Origin of the sequence: Sanguibacter gelidistatuariae (genome assembly GCF_900096585.1) — a bacterium.
GTDB lineage: Bacteria > Actinomycetota > Actinomycetes > Actinomycetales > Cellulomonadaceae > Sanguibacter > Sanguibacter gelidistatuariae.
This window is the reverse complement of the sequence record NZ_FMYH01000001.1, coordinates 333,858-348,624: the sequence shown is the minus strand read 5'-3', so window position 1 is coordinate 348,624 and position 14,767 is coordinate 333,858. Positions and strand designations below refer to the sequence as shown.

The following is a 14,767-nucleotide window of genomic DNA, read 5'->3' as shown; positions in this document are numbered from 1 at the left end:
TGGCCTGCCGCTCGGCCTGCGTCGGCGCCCGGCCCGGGACCCGTGTGCAAGGAGTTCTCATGACCCGTCTCGACCCCGCCATCCCCGAGCGCGGCGCCGACCTGCCCCAGGACCTGGCTCGTGACTTGGGCTCGCCCACGCGGATCGACCCAGCCCTGATCGACCCAGCGTTGCGTCCGCTCACCGCGGAGGGGTTGACCAAGTTCTACGGCGCGCAAAAGGTCCTGAGCGGCCTCCATCTCGCGGTCGCCCCTGGGCACCGGATGGGTGTGGTCGGGGAGAACGGAGTAGGGAAGTCGACGCTGCTGCGCCTGCTCGCTGGCTTCGAGGAGCCCGACTCGGGACGGATCTCGCGCCCCGAGGACCTCGGGTTCCTGCATCAAGAGATGCCGTTCCCGCCCTCGACGCCCGTGGCCGACGTGATCGCCGACGCCCTCGCCCAGGTCCGCGCCCTCGAGGCCGACGTGCAGCGGGCCGCCGACGCGCTTGGTGCTCCCGGAGCCTCGGCCGAGGACCTCGCCGAGGCCGAAGGGGCTTATGAACGGGCGCTGCAGCGCGCCGAGGTGGCACAGGTCTGGGACGCCGACCGGCGCGCCGAGGTGACTCTCGCGGGCCTGGGCATCGAGCACGTCATGGGTCGCACGGTCGACGAGATGTCGGGCGGCGAACGGACCCGGCTGCACCTGGCGGCCCTCCTTGTCCGTCAGCCCGGGGCCTTGCTGCTCGACGAGCCGACCAACCACCTCGACGACGAGGCCGCGACCTTCCTGGCTGGGGCGGTCCGGGCGATGCCCGGCGTCGTCGTGCTGGCCAGCCACGACCGGGTGTTCCTCGACGACGTGTGCACGGAGATCTTCGACCTGGACCCGACCCCGTCGGGGCTGTCCGGGACGCTCTACACGGGGGCGTACTCCGACTACCGCGCCGCCAAGAAGGCGGAGCGGGTGGCCTGGGAGCGCCAGTACGAGGCGGAGCAGGACGAGCTCGCCGAGCTCAAGGAGTCTGTCGCGACGACGGCTCGCAACGTCTCCCACGGACGGGAGAGCAAGGACCACAACAAGATGGCCTACGGCCGCCGCGGCGACCGGGTCGAGGGCCAGGTCTCACGCCGGGTGCGCAACGCCCAGCAGCGCCTGGACACCCTGGAAGACTCCCAAGTCCGCCGTCCCCCCAGGCCACTCACATTCCGGGCCTCGTCCTACGGCCTGGCCGCCGCGGGGGGCGCCACCCTGGCGCTGTCCCTGCGCGACGTCGTCGTGCCCGGACGCCTGGAGATGGCCTCCTTCGATCTCACGGCTGGGTCGAAGCTGCTGGTCACCGGGCCCAACGGGTCGGGAAAGTCGACCCTGCTGCACGTCATGTCCAAGGACGTCGTCCCGGCGCAGGGATCTGTGACCTGGGGTGAGGGGGTTCAAGTCGGGATGCTCGAGCAGGACGTCTACCTGCAGGACGACGTGCGGTCCCCGCGCGAGCTCTTCGATCTCATCGGGGCCGGTGACCAGCTCGCTGGCTTCGGCCTGGTGGGGCGAAAGGACCTCGACCGGCCGCTGCGGGAGCTGAGCGTGGGTCAGCGGCGGCGCGTGGTGCTGGGGATGCTTGTGGCGCAGGCCCCCGAGGTGCTGCTCCTCGACGAGCCGACGAACCACATCTCGTTGACCCTGGCCGACGAGCTCGGCGAGGCGATCGGCGTGGCACTCGGGACGATCGTCGTGGCCTCCCACGACCGCTGGCTCCGCCGCCGCTGGACCGGCAAGACCCTCACCCTCCCCACCCACTGACCGCCCTCACCCGTGCGCCCCGCGCACTCGCTGAGTGCGGTCAGATGGCTGGACGTATCGCTGGCGAGGCAGCCGTTCGGCCACACTCAGCGAAGTGGGTGTTGTGGACGGGGCCGGTTCAGGCGTCGGCGGTGGTGCCGCGGAGGACGTCGAGGTCGTGCTGGAGGGCGAGGAGAGCCGTGGACACCCCGGCGTCGATGCCGGCCACGCTGGCAGTCACGTAGCGGAGCTCGGCCGACGCGGCGTCGAGCGCCGTGCGGGCGTCGTTGAGACTGTCCTCGGTGGACCACGCCGAGAACGGTTCGGCCGCGTCAACGGCGCGCAGCGCCCGCTTTGCGGTCGAGGTTGCCGCCTGCGTGGACGCGATCGCGTTGCGCGTCTGCGCGCGCAGGGCCGCAGGCAAGACGGAGGTGTGGGTGACCGCGGACGTGATGTCGCGGGAGACGACGTCGGCCTGGGAGCGGACCTGGACGAGGGTGTCCTGGCGCTCGACCGTGTCGGCGAAGGCGACCGAGCCGGTCGCAAGAGGGAGCGCGATGGCGAGGAGGCTCGCAGTCGCTAGTCGAGTCGTCTTTGACGTCATGTAACGATTCTGCAACGAGAATCTGTGAAGAACCTGAATTCCACCAAAGATTCACCCGCGAGTCGGGGATCTCCTCATCTGTGGGCGAGCGGCCAGCCCGGCCAGCCCAGCCAGCCCGCGAACGGTCCTGGAGGCCGACGTCGCCCCCGCCGCAACCTCGCTCCGATGGGTCGATTTGTTGCCTTCGGTCATCACGCGCCATACTTGCGCACGTGCGCCAATCGTGGTGCAAAATGCCGCCCCACCTGCACTTATGCGTGTGTGGCGTCCGAGCCTCAAGGACAACGCCGATGCACCGCCCCACCCGTTTTGCGAAGAACTGGATTCCCCTCTCGATTGCCGGTGCGCTCGTCCTCGGGGTGGGTGCGTGCGCCGCCAACTCGTCGCAGGATGCCTCCTCCGGGCCGTCGGAGGCTTCCACCTCTGCGACGTCGGATGCGCCGGATATGGCTGCGCAAGGCGTTCTCGCCGCGAACGGCTCGGCGGCCGACGGAACTTCCCCGGCGACCGCTCCTGGTCAGGCCGAGCCCGAGGGCAGCGATACCGGCATCCTCCCGGGCGGCGGGTCGAGCCACAAGGTGGAGGACGAAGAAGCTGTCGTCAACGTGAAGCGGAACGCGTCGAACGCGAATGCGACCGAGCAGGCGACCGTTGCTGCCCCGGTGAATTCTGCGCCGGACTCGTCCACGGAGCCGAGCGTGTCGCCGACCGCTGCACCGGAGGCGACTGCCGCACCGAAGCCGGCTGCTGCACCGGAGGTGACCGCCGCACCGGAGCCGACTGCTGCACCGAAGCCGAAGCCGACCGCGGCTCCGTCTCCGGCTCCGGCTCCGATTTTGGCCGCACCGGCGACCACAACGCCTTCCGCCACCTACGACCTGTCGACTCTCCCGTCCTTGGGCTTCTTCGACACGACCGCGACCGGCGCCGCCCGTGCGCTGCGCAACGACCTGTCGGGTGCGCTGAGCGGCCAGGTTCAGTTCGCCCAGAGCCACACCATCGATGCGAGCGGCAACACTGCAAAGAAGATGCCGACCCTCGTCACCAGTCGTGAAGCGCTGCTGCTGTTCTCTCCGGAGAAGGTCGCGAATTCCGTATCTGTCGAGGTCAGCATCAACGGTGTGGTGATCAACACGATCGCGCTCGCCGACCCGACCCAGATCCCGCGCTCCGACATGGTCATTACGGGCACCAGGGAAGACGTCGTCTACACGCGCAAGGCCTGGACGACCACGCTGCCGTATGACGTCATGAAGTCCGGCTTGTCGCTGAAGTTCACGACCGACACGCGTGAGACCGGCGTGCTGGCCGCTGACAAGTTCGAGTTCGCAGCTCCCAAGGAGCTCATCATCAGCTCGATCGAGCTGGGGATGCTCACAGCTGCGCCGACATCCACCGACCACTACATGCTGAACGAACCGGAGAAGGCGGGATCCGACTACTTCCAGACGGTGCCCGTCGCCAAGATGATCGTGGCGAAGTACGAGACGGTGAGCCTCGACAAGGTCATCGTCAGCACAGCCGACAAGGCCGGCAAGATCTACACGGACGCCAGCGCGGACACCGGCGGCGTCTACGCCGGCGACATGCGCGAGAACGTCGGCAAGGCCCAGGTGAGCACAGGGATCAACCAGGCGAACTTCGGTACGTCGAGTTCCCCCATGGACCAGAAGCAGCCCGGGACGTTCAACGAGCGGATCATCCACCACTCGGCAGGCTTGTACGTCAACGGCGTGCAGAAGCACGGTCTCAGCGGCGGCAACGGCATGGCGACGTTGTACTCGTCCTGGGGCAACGAGTTCAGCCACGAGCTCGGGCACTCCTACGGTCTCGGCCACTACCCCGGAGTCAACAACGCGTTGACCGGTGACGCCAAGGTCATCAACGCGACCCAGAACAGCGAGAGCGGATGGGGCTACATCGCCTACCGCGATCGCATGCGATCCAACCTCGCAGGCGGCAGCGCATTCCTGCCTGCTGGGTTCGACGTGAACGGCGATCCCTTCGCCCAGAACTACCAGGGCATCTACAACTACAACCGCGACTCGATGGCCGGCGGTTGGGTCACCAGCACGCTGTCGAAGTACACCCACTACACGGGTTACAGCGCCGACATCATCCAGCGCGGGCTCAAGACGGTGGTTCCCGACCTCGCCTACCCGAGCGGATACCGCGACTGGGACGCCGCGAACGGGAAGTACGTCGACGCCAAGGTTCTGAACCAGGCGTTCAGCTCGCCGAAGCCCAGCAAGGTCGGCGTGCCCGTCTTCACCCTGCTCGGCGGCTACAACCCGTCCAACGAAGCCAACACCTTGATGTACCCGGCCTTCCGCAGCAACTACGGGAACGTCTTCACTCCCGCAGCTGGCGCAGTTGACACAAGCACGGTGAGCTCCACCCGCCAGTGCTGGATCAGCGTCACGTTCGCCGACGCTCACGTAGAGAACACGGCACTGCTGGCCACCGACGGTGTGAAGCAGTTCAACATCAACATCGCCGACGCCGACAAGCCGACCGACAAGCCGACCGATGCCAGCATCAACTGCCGCACGGGCGGCGTGACCACTCAGCTCGGCAACGCGATCACGATCGCCACGGACCTCGCTCCGATGGCGCCCGCGGTCGTCATCGGGGAGGAGCAGGGCTACAAGGCCCTCCGCGCGGTCGAGATCGTCGAGCTTGACGCATCCCTGCAGAAGCTTGTCGGCTCGGCCGTCCCGGTCCTGCCGACCACGGCGGCACTCCAGCTGTCGAGCTGGGAGAGCGACCTCACCGGCCTGAGCGCGTCGTCCCTGGCCGTCCTCGAGCGCATCCGGTTGCAGCAGGCGGCGGCGGATGCCGTGGAGACCTTCGTGGCGACGAACAAGACGGCACTCGCCGCAGGCGACTCGGCCGTCAAGGCCGGGCTGGTCGACGTGCTGACGGCGAACGGGATGACCGAGAGTGATTCGGTCGTCCTGCCGAAGGGCGCTGCCCTCACGATCGACAACGGCCGGTGCCTGACCGTCGACGACATCAGCGGGACGCATTCGGTTGTCGCCACGGCGACCAGCAAGCTGTGTGCCGATGGCGACGAGCAGCGTTGGGTCATGGATGTCCGTGGCGCCATCCACAACGTTGCTCTGCCGGGCCTCTGCCTCACGGCGGCAACTCCGGCGACGCTCACGAAGTGCTCGACGGCCACCGCGTCACAGGTCTGGACCTGGGAGAGCGACGGCCACCTGAAGAGTGCGACGTCGAGCTACCTCGATCTCTACAAGCACCTCACGCCGAGCACGCCCGGGATGTACCCCAGGACCACAGGCGCCAACCAGATCTGGAAGGGTCTGACCACGAGCTCCAACCCCGTCCTCGTCACGTTGAGCCCGGCGACCCTCGCCCTGCTGCGCTCGCTGCGTCTGGACGTCGTCGCCTAGCGGGCCTGTCCGCCAGAAGCTCTGCTGCAGGGGTACAGCCCCTGCAGCAGAGCTTCTGGCTTTGGGCACAGGTGCTGGACGTCGCAGATGCGAGAGAAATGTGGCGATATGACTGCACGTCTGGTGCCTGTCGGTGGAGAGCGTTACCGTCTTGTGACGCACCTGCTCCGCCGGTCGGTTCCGATCGAGCGCGTCGCCAGGGACAGCACCACACCGCACCACTTCGCAGGACAAGGCAGGCACATCATGAGCAGCAGTGAGTCGAACACCGGGTACTCGATCACGAGCCGGGACGTCGAGGGGACCACCCACGTGATCCTGCGCGGCGAGATCGACGCAGCGTTGCGAGACCAGGCCGGCGAGGCGATGGTGTTCGTCGTCGCGGCAAACAGCCCGGTCGTCGCCGATGTCGCTGATGTCACGTTTATCGATTCCTCCGGGCTGGCCTTCCTGGTCCAGCTGCACCGCTTGTGCGCGGAGAGCGGGCTGGACCTGGAGCTGCGCGACCCGTCGCAGAACATCCTCGACCTCCTGGAGGTCCTGGGTATGGCCGGGGAGTTCACCGTCCAGCACACCGAAGACCGCGAGACCCTCGGCGCAGGAGCCACGACCACCTGAGTTGACGCGTCCACCATCAATGTCGGTGGTCCGGGATACCGTCTGGGCATGCGCATCTTGCACACCTCGGACTGGCACCTTGGCAGAACGCTGCACGGGGTCGACCTGCTCGACCATCAGGCCGAGTACTTCGACCACCTGGTTGAGGTCGTGCGGACCGAGCGGGTCGGCGCCGTCGTCGTCTCGGGAGACGTGTACGACCGAGCAATCCCCCCGGTCGAGGCCGTCACACTGCTGTCCCAGACGCTGTCCCGGCTCGCCGAGCACGCTCAGGTCGTCGTCACGCCGGGAAACCACGACTCCGCGATCCGGCTGGGCTTCGGAGCCCAGCTCATGCGCGACGACGTCCACCTGCGCACCCGGGTGGCCGACGTCGGGCAGCCGGTCGCGATCGCCGACCCGGCCGGTGGCGGCCCGGTCCTGGTCTACGCCCTGCCCTACCTCGACCCGGACGCGGCCCGCACGGCCCTGCGGGAAGACGATGGCGTACCGCTCGGACGCTCCCACGAGGCGGTCATGGCCGCGGCCATGCGCCGCGTCCGCGGCGACCTGTCGCGTCGTCAGGCCGCTCAACCGGGGGAGCGGGTGCGCTCGCTCGTCATGGCGCACGCCTTTGTCATCGGCGCGGACGCCTCGGAGTCCGAGCGTGACATCCGGGTCGGGGGCGTCGACTCGGTCCCGGCCGGAACCTTCGCGGGGGTCGACTACGTCGCCCTGGGTCACCTGCACGGCCCGCAACGGGTGGCATGCCCGGGGCCCACCGTCGGCCGCTACTCGGGGTCCCCCCTCGCGTACTCCTTCTCCGAGATGCGTCACGCGAAGTCGACCGTGCTGGTCGACCTGCACGACGACGGCGTGTCCGGCGAGCCGGAGCTCGTGGCCGCACCCGTCCCCCGCCGTCTCGCGGAGGTGACCGGGACGATCGACGACCTCCTCGGAGCGGCCGGTGAGGGCCACCACGACGACTGGGTCCGCCTGATCGTCACCGATCTGATGCGTCCTCAGGAGATGAACGCCCGGCTCAAGGACCGATTCCCGCACGCGCTCGTCATGATGCACCGCCCGGCCGGCGATCGGCCCCGGGAGTCGCTCACCCTCGCGGTCACGGCCGCGAGCGACCCGGTCGTGGTGGCCGCCGACTTTGTGGCGCACGTCAGCGGCCTGGCGCCCAGCGCCGCCGAGACCGATGTCTTGCGGACCGCCTTCGAGGCTGCCAATGCCACCGACCGGAGCGCATGATGTACCTCCATTCCATGACGTTGCAGGCGATCGGCCCCTTCGCTGGCCGGCACACGGTCGACTTCGCGGCCTTGGCGGACTCGGGGATCTTCCTGCTCGAGGGACCCACGGGAGCCGGGAAGTCGACGCTCATCGACGCGGTCGTCTTCGCCCTCTATGGCAGGGTCGCCTCGGCGGCCGCGAGCGAGGACCGGTTGCGCTCCGCCTACGCTTCTGACGACACCGAGTCCTTCGTCGACCTCACCTTCGAAACCGGGGCCGGCGTGTTCCGGGTTGTGCGCACGCCCGAGCGGCTGCGCCCGAAGAAGCGCGGGGACGGCACCACCAAGCAGCAGGCCAGCATCAAGCTGTGGCGGCTCACCGGGGACGAGGTCGCCGCCGGGCTCGGGGACCCCGGGGACAGCGGGGAGCTCCTGGCCAATCGTCTCGACGAGGCCGGGGCCGAGCTGACGAGGATCATCGGGCTTGACCGCAGCCAGTTCGTGCAGACCATCGTGCTGCCGCAGGGCGAGTTCGCGAACTTCCTGCGTGCCAACCCTGAGGACCGGCGGGGGCTGCTGCAGAAGGTGTTCGGCACCGAGATCTACGAGAAGGCCCAGACGCAGCTCGCGTCCATGCGTGCGTCCGCCCAGCATCAGCTGACCGCGGCCCGGGCGCAGGTGAGCAGCGCGGTCGAGTCCTTCATCGTCGGTGCGTCGCTGAGCCTCGAGGACGAGGAGATCCTGCGGGGGGCCTCGACCCGCGACGCACCCAAGCTCGCCGACGAGCACGTGGCCGCACTGGCGTCCGCCGCCCAGGAGCACTCCCTCGTCGAGGCCGCCGCGCGAACCCGTCTGAGGGCCGCCCGGGTGGACCTCGAGAGCGCCAAGCAGCTCGTGGAGACCGCGGCACGCCGAGAGTCTCTGCTCGCCGAGAACCAGGTGCTCGACAGGCGGGCGCAAGAGGTCCAGGACCTGGAGTTTGCGCTCACTGCCGCTCGTCGCGGAGCCATGGTCGAGCCGTCGATCACGGCCGAGGTGGTCGCCCGGGGCGCGGCCGAGGCCGCCGCGGCGCGCCTGCAGACCGACCTGGAGCGGGCTCGATCGGTCGTCGAGGTCCCGGCTGCCCTCACCGTCGGCCGGGACGACTTCGAACCCGGTGCTGTCGGCGGTGCCGACGGCGTTGATCGCGCTGCCGCGGATACCGCACCCGGCACCCATGACGGGTCGCGTGAGCAAGCCCGGTCGGCGCTGCGTCAGGGACGGGACGAGGACGCCGGGCAGATCGCGCTGCTCAACCGGCTGCTGCTGGTCGAGGCGGGACTCGCGAGACGGCGGACGGAGCTGGCCGCAGGAGCGCTCGCGCTGGTCACCCAACGCGCGGCGATCGCTGACCTGGGGACCGCGCTCGCCGCGCGGCCAGCAGGCCACCTCGAGCTCGAGACCGCCCGGGACACGGCACGCGCGCTCGCGGCGGACCTGCCGTTGCGCACCGCCCGGCTGACGTCGGCCCGCGAGCTCGTGGAGACGTTCGCCCGCCTGGAGCTGCTCACGACCGAGCACGACGCGGCCCTGAGCGCCCGGTCGGCCATGGGCGTCCTCGCCCAGCAAGCGGTCGACGCTGAAGGGGACGTTCGCCGCGCCCGGATAGCGGGCATCGCGGGCGAGATCGCGGCCAACCTCGATGTGGGGACACCGTGTCCGGTCTGCGGCTCGGCGGAACACCCGGAACCGGCACGCCTCGGTGCGGACCATGTGGACCAGGCAGCCGTGGACGCCGCGGAAGCCGCCCGGCAGGAGTGCGAAGCTGCCCTCGCGGCGGCCGACCAGCTCGTCGCGCGCCTCGCAGACCGGCTCGCCACGACAGGAGAATCCATCGCGGGGACCGACTTCGTCACGGCGGCCGCCGAGCTCACCGCTGCGCAGGTCGCGGTCACGGCCGCGACGGCCGCGCACGACCAGGCTGCCGCCGCCGCCCGAGACCTCGAGGCTTTCGACCTGGAGACCACGGCGCTGCGCACCGACCACGCCGTACGCGTGGAGCAGGCCGCGACCGACCGGGCCCGCCTGGACCACGACGGCGCAGACCTTGCCTCCGACGAGGAGGAGATCTCCACGGCGGCTGGGGCGCGCACGGTTACGGAGGTCGTCGCAGACCTCACGGGGCGGGTCGAAGCCGTCGACGCGCTGCTCACCTCTGCGGACCAAGCCGTCACCGCCTGGTCCGGGCACCGTCAGCGCCGGGATGAGCTTGATCGCAGCCTTGTGGACAACACCTTCGACAGCACGGAGGCGGCCCGCGCCGCGGTCCTCCCGAAGGATCGGGTCGCGGGGCACGAGCAGGTCGTGGCCGCCTATCGGGCGGCTCGCGACCGGGTGCGGGCCGGACTGGCCGAGGAGCGGATCGTCGCACTGCCGGACGTCGTCGACGTCGACCTCGAGGCGGTCCGCACCGAGGAGACAGCGGCCGAGACCGCAGTCCACGAGGCCCAGGTCACCGCTGCGCTGGCCGGACGCACGGTCGAGGACGCGGGGCGGGACGCGGCGGTGCTCGCCCGCGCGAGCGCCCAGCTCGAGACGGTCGAGGTGACCGCCGAGCCGGTCGTGCGGATGGCGGACCTGGCGGGCGGCGTGTCCGCGGACAATGCCACCCGGCTCACCCTGGCGACGTTTGTTCTCATGCGCCGATTCGAGGACGTCGTCGCGGCGGCCAACTCGCGGATCTCGACGATGTCGGACGGGCGGTACGAGCTGGTCCGTTCAGACGTCAAGGAGGTCAAGGGCAACACGAAGGTAGGGCTCGCGCTGCGGGTCCTCGATCACCAGACCGGAGTCCCGCGATTGCCCAGCTCGCTGTCCGGGGGTGAGACGTTCTACGTCTCCCTGTGCCTCGCGCTCGGCATGGCCGACGTCGTCACGGCCGAGGCCGGCGGTGTGGACCTGGGAACCCTGTTCGTGGACGAGGGCTTCGGTTCCCTCGACCCCGAGACGCTCGACTCGGTCCTCGCGATCCTCGGCCGTCTCCGGGCCGGCGGCCGGGTGGTCGGGGTGGTCTCGCACGTCGAGGCGCTCAAGCAGACCATCGCCGACGGCATCTCCGTCCGCCGTCTTCCCGACGGGTCGAGCACCCTGACCGTCCGCGCCGGCTGACAACAGCATCTGGTGCGAATGCGGGGCGGCAGACACGTCGACGGGCTGTGCGCCCCGGTGGGTGCACGGCCCGTCGAATGAGGCTAGGACTCAGGCCTGGCGGTACTGCCAGATCGAGTTCAGGGCGTCCTGGTAGTAGAAGGTGTGCCCGCCGATGAGGAAGGTGAGGAGCACACCGATCCCGGGCGACGTGTTCGTCGGGAGGCCGGCCGCGGCCTGGGCCTGCTGGATCCGCTGACCCGTGCAGTAGATCGAGAAGTAGGAGAAGTACGGCACAAAGATATACAGCAAGATCATGTTGGTCGGGTTGACTCGGATCGAGGAGTTGAAGTTCCTGAGCTCGACGTTGACCTTGTAGTACCAGACGATCCCGTAGATCCCGAGGGTGATGATCGAGAGCAGGAAGACGCCAATCGGGGACCGGGTCTTGCCCGAGGGGCCATTCTGGTAGGCGCCGGGATACGGGGTCGTTGCGACCGGGTAGGCGCCGTAGCCAGTTGCGGGAGCCGACCCGTAGCCGGCGGAAGAGTAGTCAGCACCGGGGCCCGAGGGCGGCGGAGTGAAGTCGTTGGGTGAGGTCACGCGCCCACAGTAGCGGGCAGCGGTCAAGCCTGGGAAGAGGTGTTCGCACGCTTTACGCAGATCCTCATGGGCACCTGTCTCCGATTCACCCGTGTCGACCCGTGGGAGGACTGCAAATGGCAGCATTCTGCGGCAGACTAGTTGAATGAGCAATGAGAATGGCGTCTACTCCGTCCCCGGCACAGAGTTCACTCGCGACACGAACTACATCCAGACCCGGATCACCGCGGACGGGCGGGACGGGTTTCCCGTGGAGGCGGGACGCTACCGTCTGATTGCGGCCAAGGCGTGCCCCTGGGCCAACCGGACGATCATCGTCCGCCGACTTCTCGGCCTCGAGGATGCCATCTCGTTGGGCATGCCAGGGCCCACTCACGACAAGGACAGCTGGACCTTCGACCTCGACCCGGGCGGCGTCGACCCTGTCCTGGGGATCGAGCGGATCCAGCAGGCCTATCTCGCCTACGACCCCGACTACCCCCGGGGTATCACTGTCCCGGTGATCGTCGACGTGACTACCGGCAAGGTCGTCACCAACGACTATGCCCAGATCACCCTCGACTTCTCGACCGAGTGGACCGCCTACCACCGCGAGGGCGCCCCGGACCTCTACCCCGAGCACCTGCGTGCCGAGATGGACCCCGTCATGCGCCGGATCTACACCGAGGTCAACAACGGCGTGTACCGCTGCGGCTTCGCCGGCACCCAAGAGGCCTACGACGCGGCCTACGCCCGGCTGTGGATTGCGCTGGACTGGCTCTCTGAGCGCCTTGCGTCGCAGCGCTACCTCATGGGCGAGTCGATCACCGAGGCCGACGTCCGCCTCTTCACGACCCTCGTCCGCTTCGACGCCGTCTATCACGGGCACTTCAAGTGCAACCGGTCCAAGCTCACCGAGATGCCGATCCTGTGGGCCTACGCGCGCGACCTGTTCCAGACCCCCGGCTTCGGTGAGACGGTCGACTTCGACCAGATCAAGACCCACTACTACGTGGTGCACCGCGACCTCAACCCCTCCGGGATCGTCCCCGTCGGCCCGGACCTGGCCGGCTGGACGACGGCGCACGGCCGCGAGTCGCTCGGCGGCCGCCCCTTCGGCGACGGCACCGCCCCCGCCCCGCTCCCCTGATCGCCGCTGATCGCCGCCCCTCCAGTCCCAACCCCGCACCCCCGCACGTCATCACCCTCCCGATAGGTGCCCGATTCCCGCCCTGGTTTCACCGTGAAACGGGGCGGTAATCGGGCACCTATCGGGAGGGGTGCGGGGGTGGGGGTAAAGGGGGCGGGGGAGGGGCGTCCCGACCTACCGGGGCCACCTACCAGCGGTTCCGGGCCTCCTCGGCCCAGCCGACGAGGCCGTCCACGGATACCGGGGTGCCGGCGTCGTCGACCACGTGCCCGGACCAGTGGCCGAAGCACTGGTGGGTCTCGCCCGCGAGCACCACGAGGTTCGTCACCGCGACCCGCTCGTGGAACGGGGTGAACGTCAGGTCCACCCGCGGCCCGGTGACCCGCCACGGCGCCATCCAGTCCTCGCGGTCGTACGTCCACGTGAGCTCGTCGTGCAGCTTGTGCACCCGGCCGTCGACGACGAGCGCGTTCTCGGTCGCCCCGGTCCCCACGGTCCACTGACCGCCGATGGTCAGGCCGACCGTGCGACCACCGACCACCCCGGACCCCGCCCCCCAGTTCCACACCATCGAGTACGGCCACCGCCCGCGCCCGTGATCGAGGACCGCCCAGCTGTCGTCGGCGGGTACGTCGACCACGATGCCGTCCATCCTCAGCCGTCCGCTGACCCGCAGCGCCGGGTCCTTGACCGTGTACTGGAAGCGTCGCGCGCTCCATGGCACGACTACGCACATCGACTCATGGCCCACCGGCATCTCCACGGTGAGGTCGAGGCGGACCCGGTCGGTCGCCGCCTGGATCCGGACCGACGCCGGTCCCGGGGTGATCTCGACGGCGAAGCCGCGGCGTCGGGCAGTGACGGTTCCCGTGTGAAGGCTGTGCGGGAGCATGGTCCCGGCGGCGAAGGGCGCAATGACCGACTGGTCCACGACCTCGCCGGTCTCGCGGTCGAGCACCCACAGCTGGTGCACCCCGGCGTAGTCCAGGCTCGAGACGGTCAGGCCGACGACGTGGGTGGGGGTGATGATCCCCCAGTACTCCCAGCGCTTGTTGCGTCCCCAGGCGCCCGCGCGCCCGATGCCGCCCGGCAGGTTTGTGCGGTGCAGCGGCGTCCGTGACCAGCCCGCCGCGAGCGGGTCGAGCCGCCCGTCGGGTCGGCACAGCACGACGGGGGTGGTGATCTCCAGCTCGAAGGCCTCGGGGACCTCGTGGGCCGCGTGGGTGTCGGTCATGATCAGGCCTTGTGCGGCGCGACGCCGACGACGCTCGCGTGTCCGTCGACCGGGAACCGTTCGTGGTTCCGCGCGAGCTTGGCCTCACCGGCTGCACCCAGGTCCACCCCGAGGACGTCGGCCAGGCGCACGAGGTAGATGAACACGTCGGCGAGCTCGTCGCCGATGCGCTCGCGGCGGTCGGGAGCCTCGAAGGTCGCGACCGCCTGATCCGCGGGGACCCACTGGAGCAGCTCGGCGACCTCGCCGACCTCGCCCATCAGGGCCAGGACGAGGGACTTGGGGTCCTGGAACTGTCCCCAGTCGCGCTCGGTCGAGAAGGCGCGGACGGTTGCGGTGAAGGTGGTGAGGTCGGTCATCCTCAGACCCTACTGAATCCGATCGGGAACTGTGCCGTCCGGAGCTGTCCGATCGGGGACGGAGACGTCAGGAGCTGAGGACCGCGACGAGGAAGTCGGAGTCCTCGTTGTGGGGGCGTAGGTCCCACGTGGAGAACAGGGCGTCCACGGCCAGCCCGGCTGAGGCGACATCGTCCAGGAACGCGCTCGTGAGGTAGCCGCGCCCGGCGCCGAAGCCCACCACGATCCGGCCCGACGGCGAGAGGTGGCGCCGCATGTTCTCGAGCACGGTGACGTGCGTCCCCGGGGCAAGGAAGGTCATGACGTTCCCAGCGCAGACGATCGCGTCGAAGCCCTCGGTGACCTGGTGGGCTGCGAGGTCCATCTCAGCGAGGTCCCCTACGAGCCACCGCACCCCCGGGTGGTCCTCGATCGCGGCATTGATCAGGACCGGGTCTACGTCGATGCCGACGACGGTGTGCCCGAGCGCCACGAGAGCCGCGCCAACCCGCCCAGGCCCGCAGCCGGCGTCGAGCACGCGGGCGCCGCGCGGGACCATGGCGTCGATGGTCCGAGCCTCGCCCGCAAGGTCCTTGCCCCCGGCCGCCAACGACCGCATCCGCTCGAGGTACCAGAGCGAGTGGCTGGGGTTGCGTTCGAGGTTCTGCTCCCAGAGTGTGGGGGTGCGCATGGTGAGACCTTTCATCGCCGGGTGGACTCTT

12 protein-coding genes are annotated in these 14,767 nt (G+C 69.3%); 6 read left to right on the top strand and 6 right to left on the bottom strand.

The features are described 5' to 3' along the window. Positions 1-59 precede the first annotated feature (59 nt). Positions 60-1,778 (top strand): ABC-F family ATP-binding cassette domain-containing protein, encoded by a 1,719-nt coding sequence (locus BLQ50_RS01560; RefSeq protein ID WP_093180681.1) that lies wholly within the window; start codon positions 60-62, stop codon positions 1,776-1,778. Between the two features lie 118 nt (positions 1,779-1,896). Here the strand turns inward: BLQ50_RS01560 and BLQ50_RS18495 are convergent, their stop codons facing one another. Next, positions 1,897-2,361: a hypothetical protein gene (locus BLQ50_RS18495; RefSeq protein ID WP_093180679.1), complete on the bottom strand. Its 465-nt coding sequence runs from the start codon at positions 2,359-2,361 to the stop codon at positions 1,897-1,899. A 517-nt stretch (positions 2,362-2,878) separates the two neighbouring features. Next, entirely contained in the window at positions 2,879-3,232 is a 354-nt protein-coding gene (locus BLQ50_RS01550) for a hypothetical protein (RefSeq protein WP_093180677.1), read from the bottom strand. 25 nt (positions 3,233-3,257) lie between these two features. Between BLQ50_RS01550 and BLQ50_RS01545 the strand changes: the two genes are divergently transcribed. From BLQ50_RS01545 to BLQ50_RS01530, 4 genes are all read left to right on the top strand, one after another. Beyond that, positions 3,258-5,777, top strand: a complete 2,520-nt coding sequence (locus tag BLQ50_RS01545; protein WP_139185673.1) for a M66 family metalloprotease — start codon at positions 3,258-3,260, stop codon at positions 5,775-5,777. Between the two features lie 246 nt (positions 5,778-6,023). Next, entirely contained in the window at positions 6,024-6,395 is a 372-nt protein-coding gene (locus BLQ50_RS01540; RefSeq protein ID WP_175558976.1) for an STAS domain-containing protein, read from the top strand. 48 nt (positions 6,396-6,443) lie between these two features. After that, a complete protein-coding gene (locus BLQ50_RS01535; protein ID WP_093180671.1) occupies positions 6,444-7,634 on the top strand; it encodes an exonuclease SbcCD subunit D in 1,191 nt (396 codons plus the stop codon). Positions 7,635-7,648: 14 nt separating this feature from the next. Then, positions 7,649-10,762 carry an AAA family ATPase gene (locus BLQ50_RS01530; RefSeq protein WP_175558975.1) on the top strand — a complete coding sequence of 1,038 codons (3,114 nt, stop codon included), beginning with the start codon at positions 7,649-7,651 and terminating at the stop codon, positions 10,760-10,762. A gap of 90 nt (positions 10,763-10,852) precedes the next feature. Here BLQ50_RS01530 and BLQ50_RS01525 read toward each other — a convergent pair whose 3' ends face one another. After that, positions 10,853-11,344, bottom strand: coding sequence for a DUF4234 domain-containing protein (locus BLQ50_RS01525; protein WP_175558974.1), 492 nt, complete (start codon positions 11,342-11,344; stop codon positions 10,853-10,855). Positions 11,345-11,489: 145 nt separating this feature from the next. Between BLQ50_RS01525 and BLQ50_RS01520 the strand changes: the two genes are divergently transcribed. Continuing rightward, complete coding sequence (locus BLQ50_RS01520; protein ID WP_093180666.1) at positions 11,490-12,473, top strand: glutathione S-transferase family protein; 984 nt, start codon at positions 11,490-11,492, stop codon at positions 12,471-12,473. 187 nt (positions 12,474-12,660) lie between these two features. Here the strand turns inward: BLQ50_RS01520 and BLQ50_RS01515 are convergent, their stop codons facing one another. From BLQ50_RS01515 to BLQ50_RS01505, 3 genes are all read right to left on the bottom strand, one after another. Then, positions 12,661-13,707 (bottom strand): DUF2804 domain-containing protein, encoded by a 1,047-nt coding sequence (locus BLQ50_RS01515; protein ID WP_093180664.1) that lies wholly within the window; start codon positions 13,705-13,707, stop codon positions 12,661-12,663. Positions 13,708-13,709: 2 nt separating this feature from the next. Next, positions 13,710-14,066 (bottom strand): nucleotide pyrophosphohydrolase, encoded by a 357-nt coding sequence (locus tag BLQ50_RS01510; protein ID WP_093180662.1) that lies wholly within the window; start codon positions 14,064-14,066, stop codon positions 13,710-13,712. Between the two features lie 67 nt (positions 14,067-14,133). Next, a complete protein-coding gene (locus tag BLQ50_RS01505) occupies positions 14,134-14,736 on the bottom strand; it encodes a class I SAM-dependent methyltransferase (RefSeq protein ID WP_093181611.1) in 603 nt (200 codons plus the stop codon). Between the last annotated feature and the right edge of the window lie 31 nt (positions 14,737-14,767).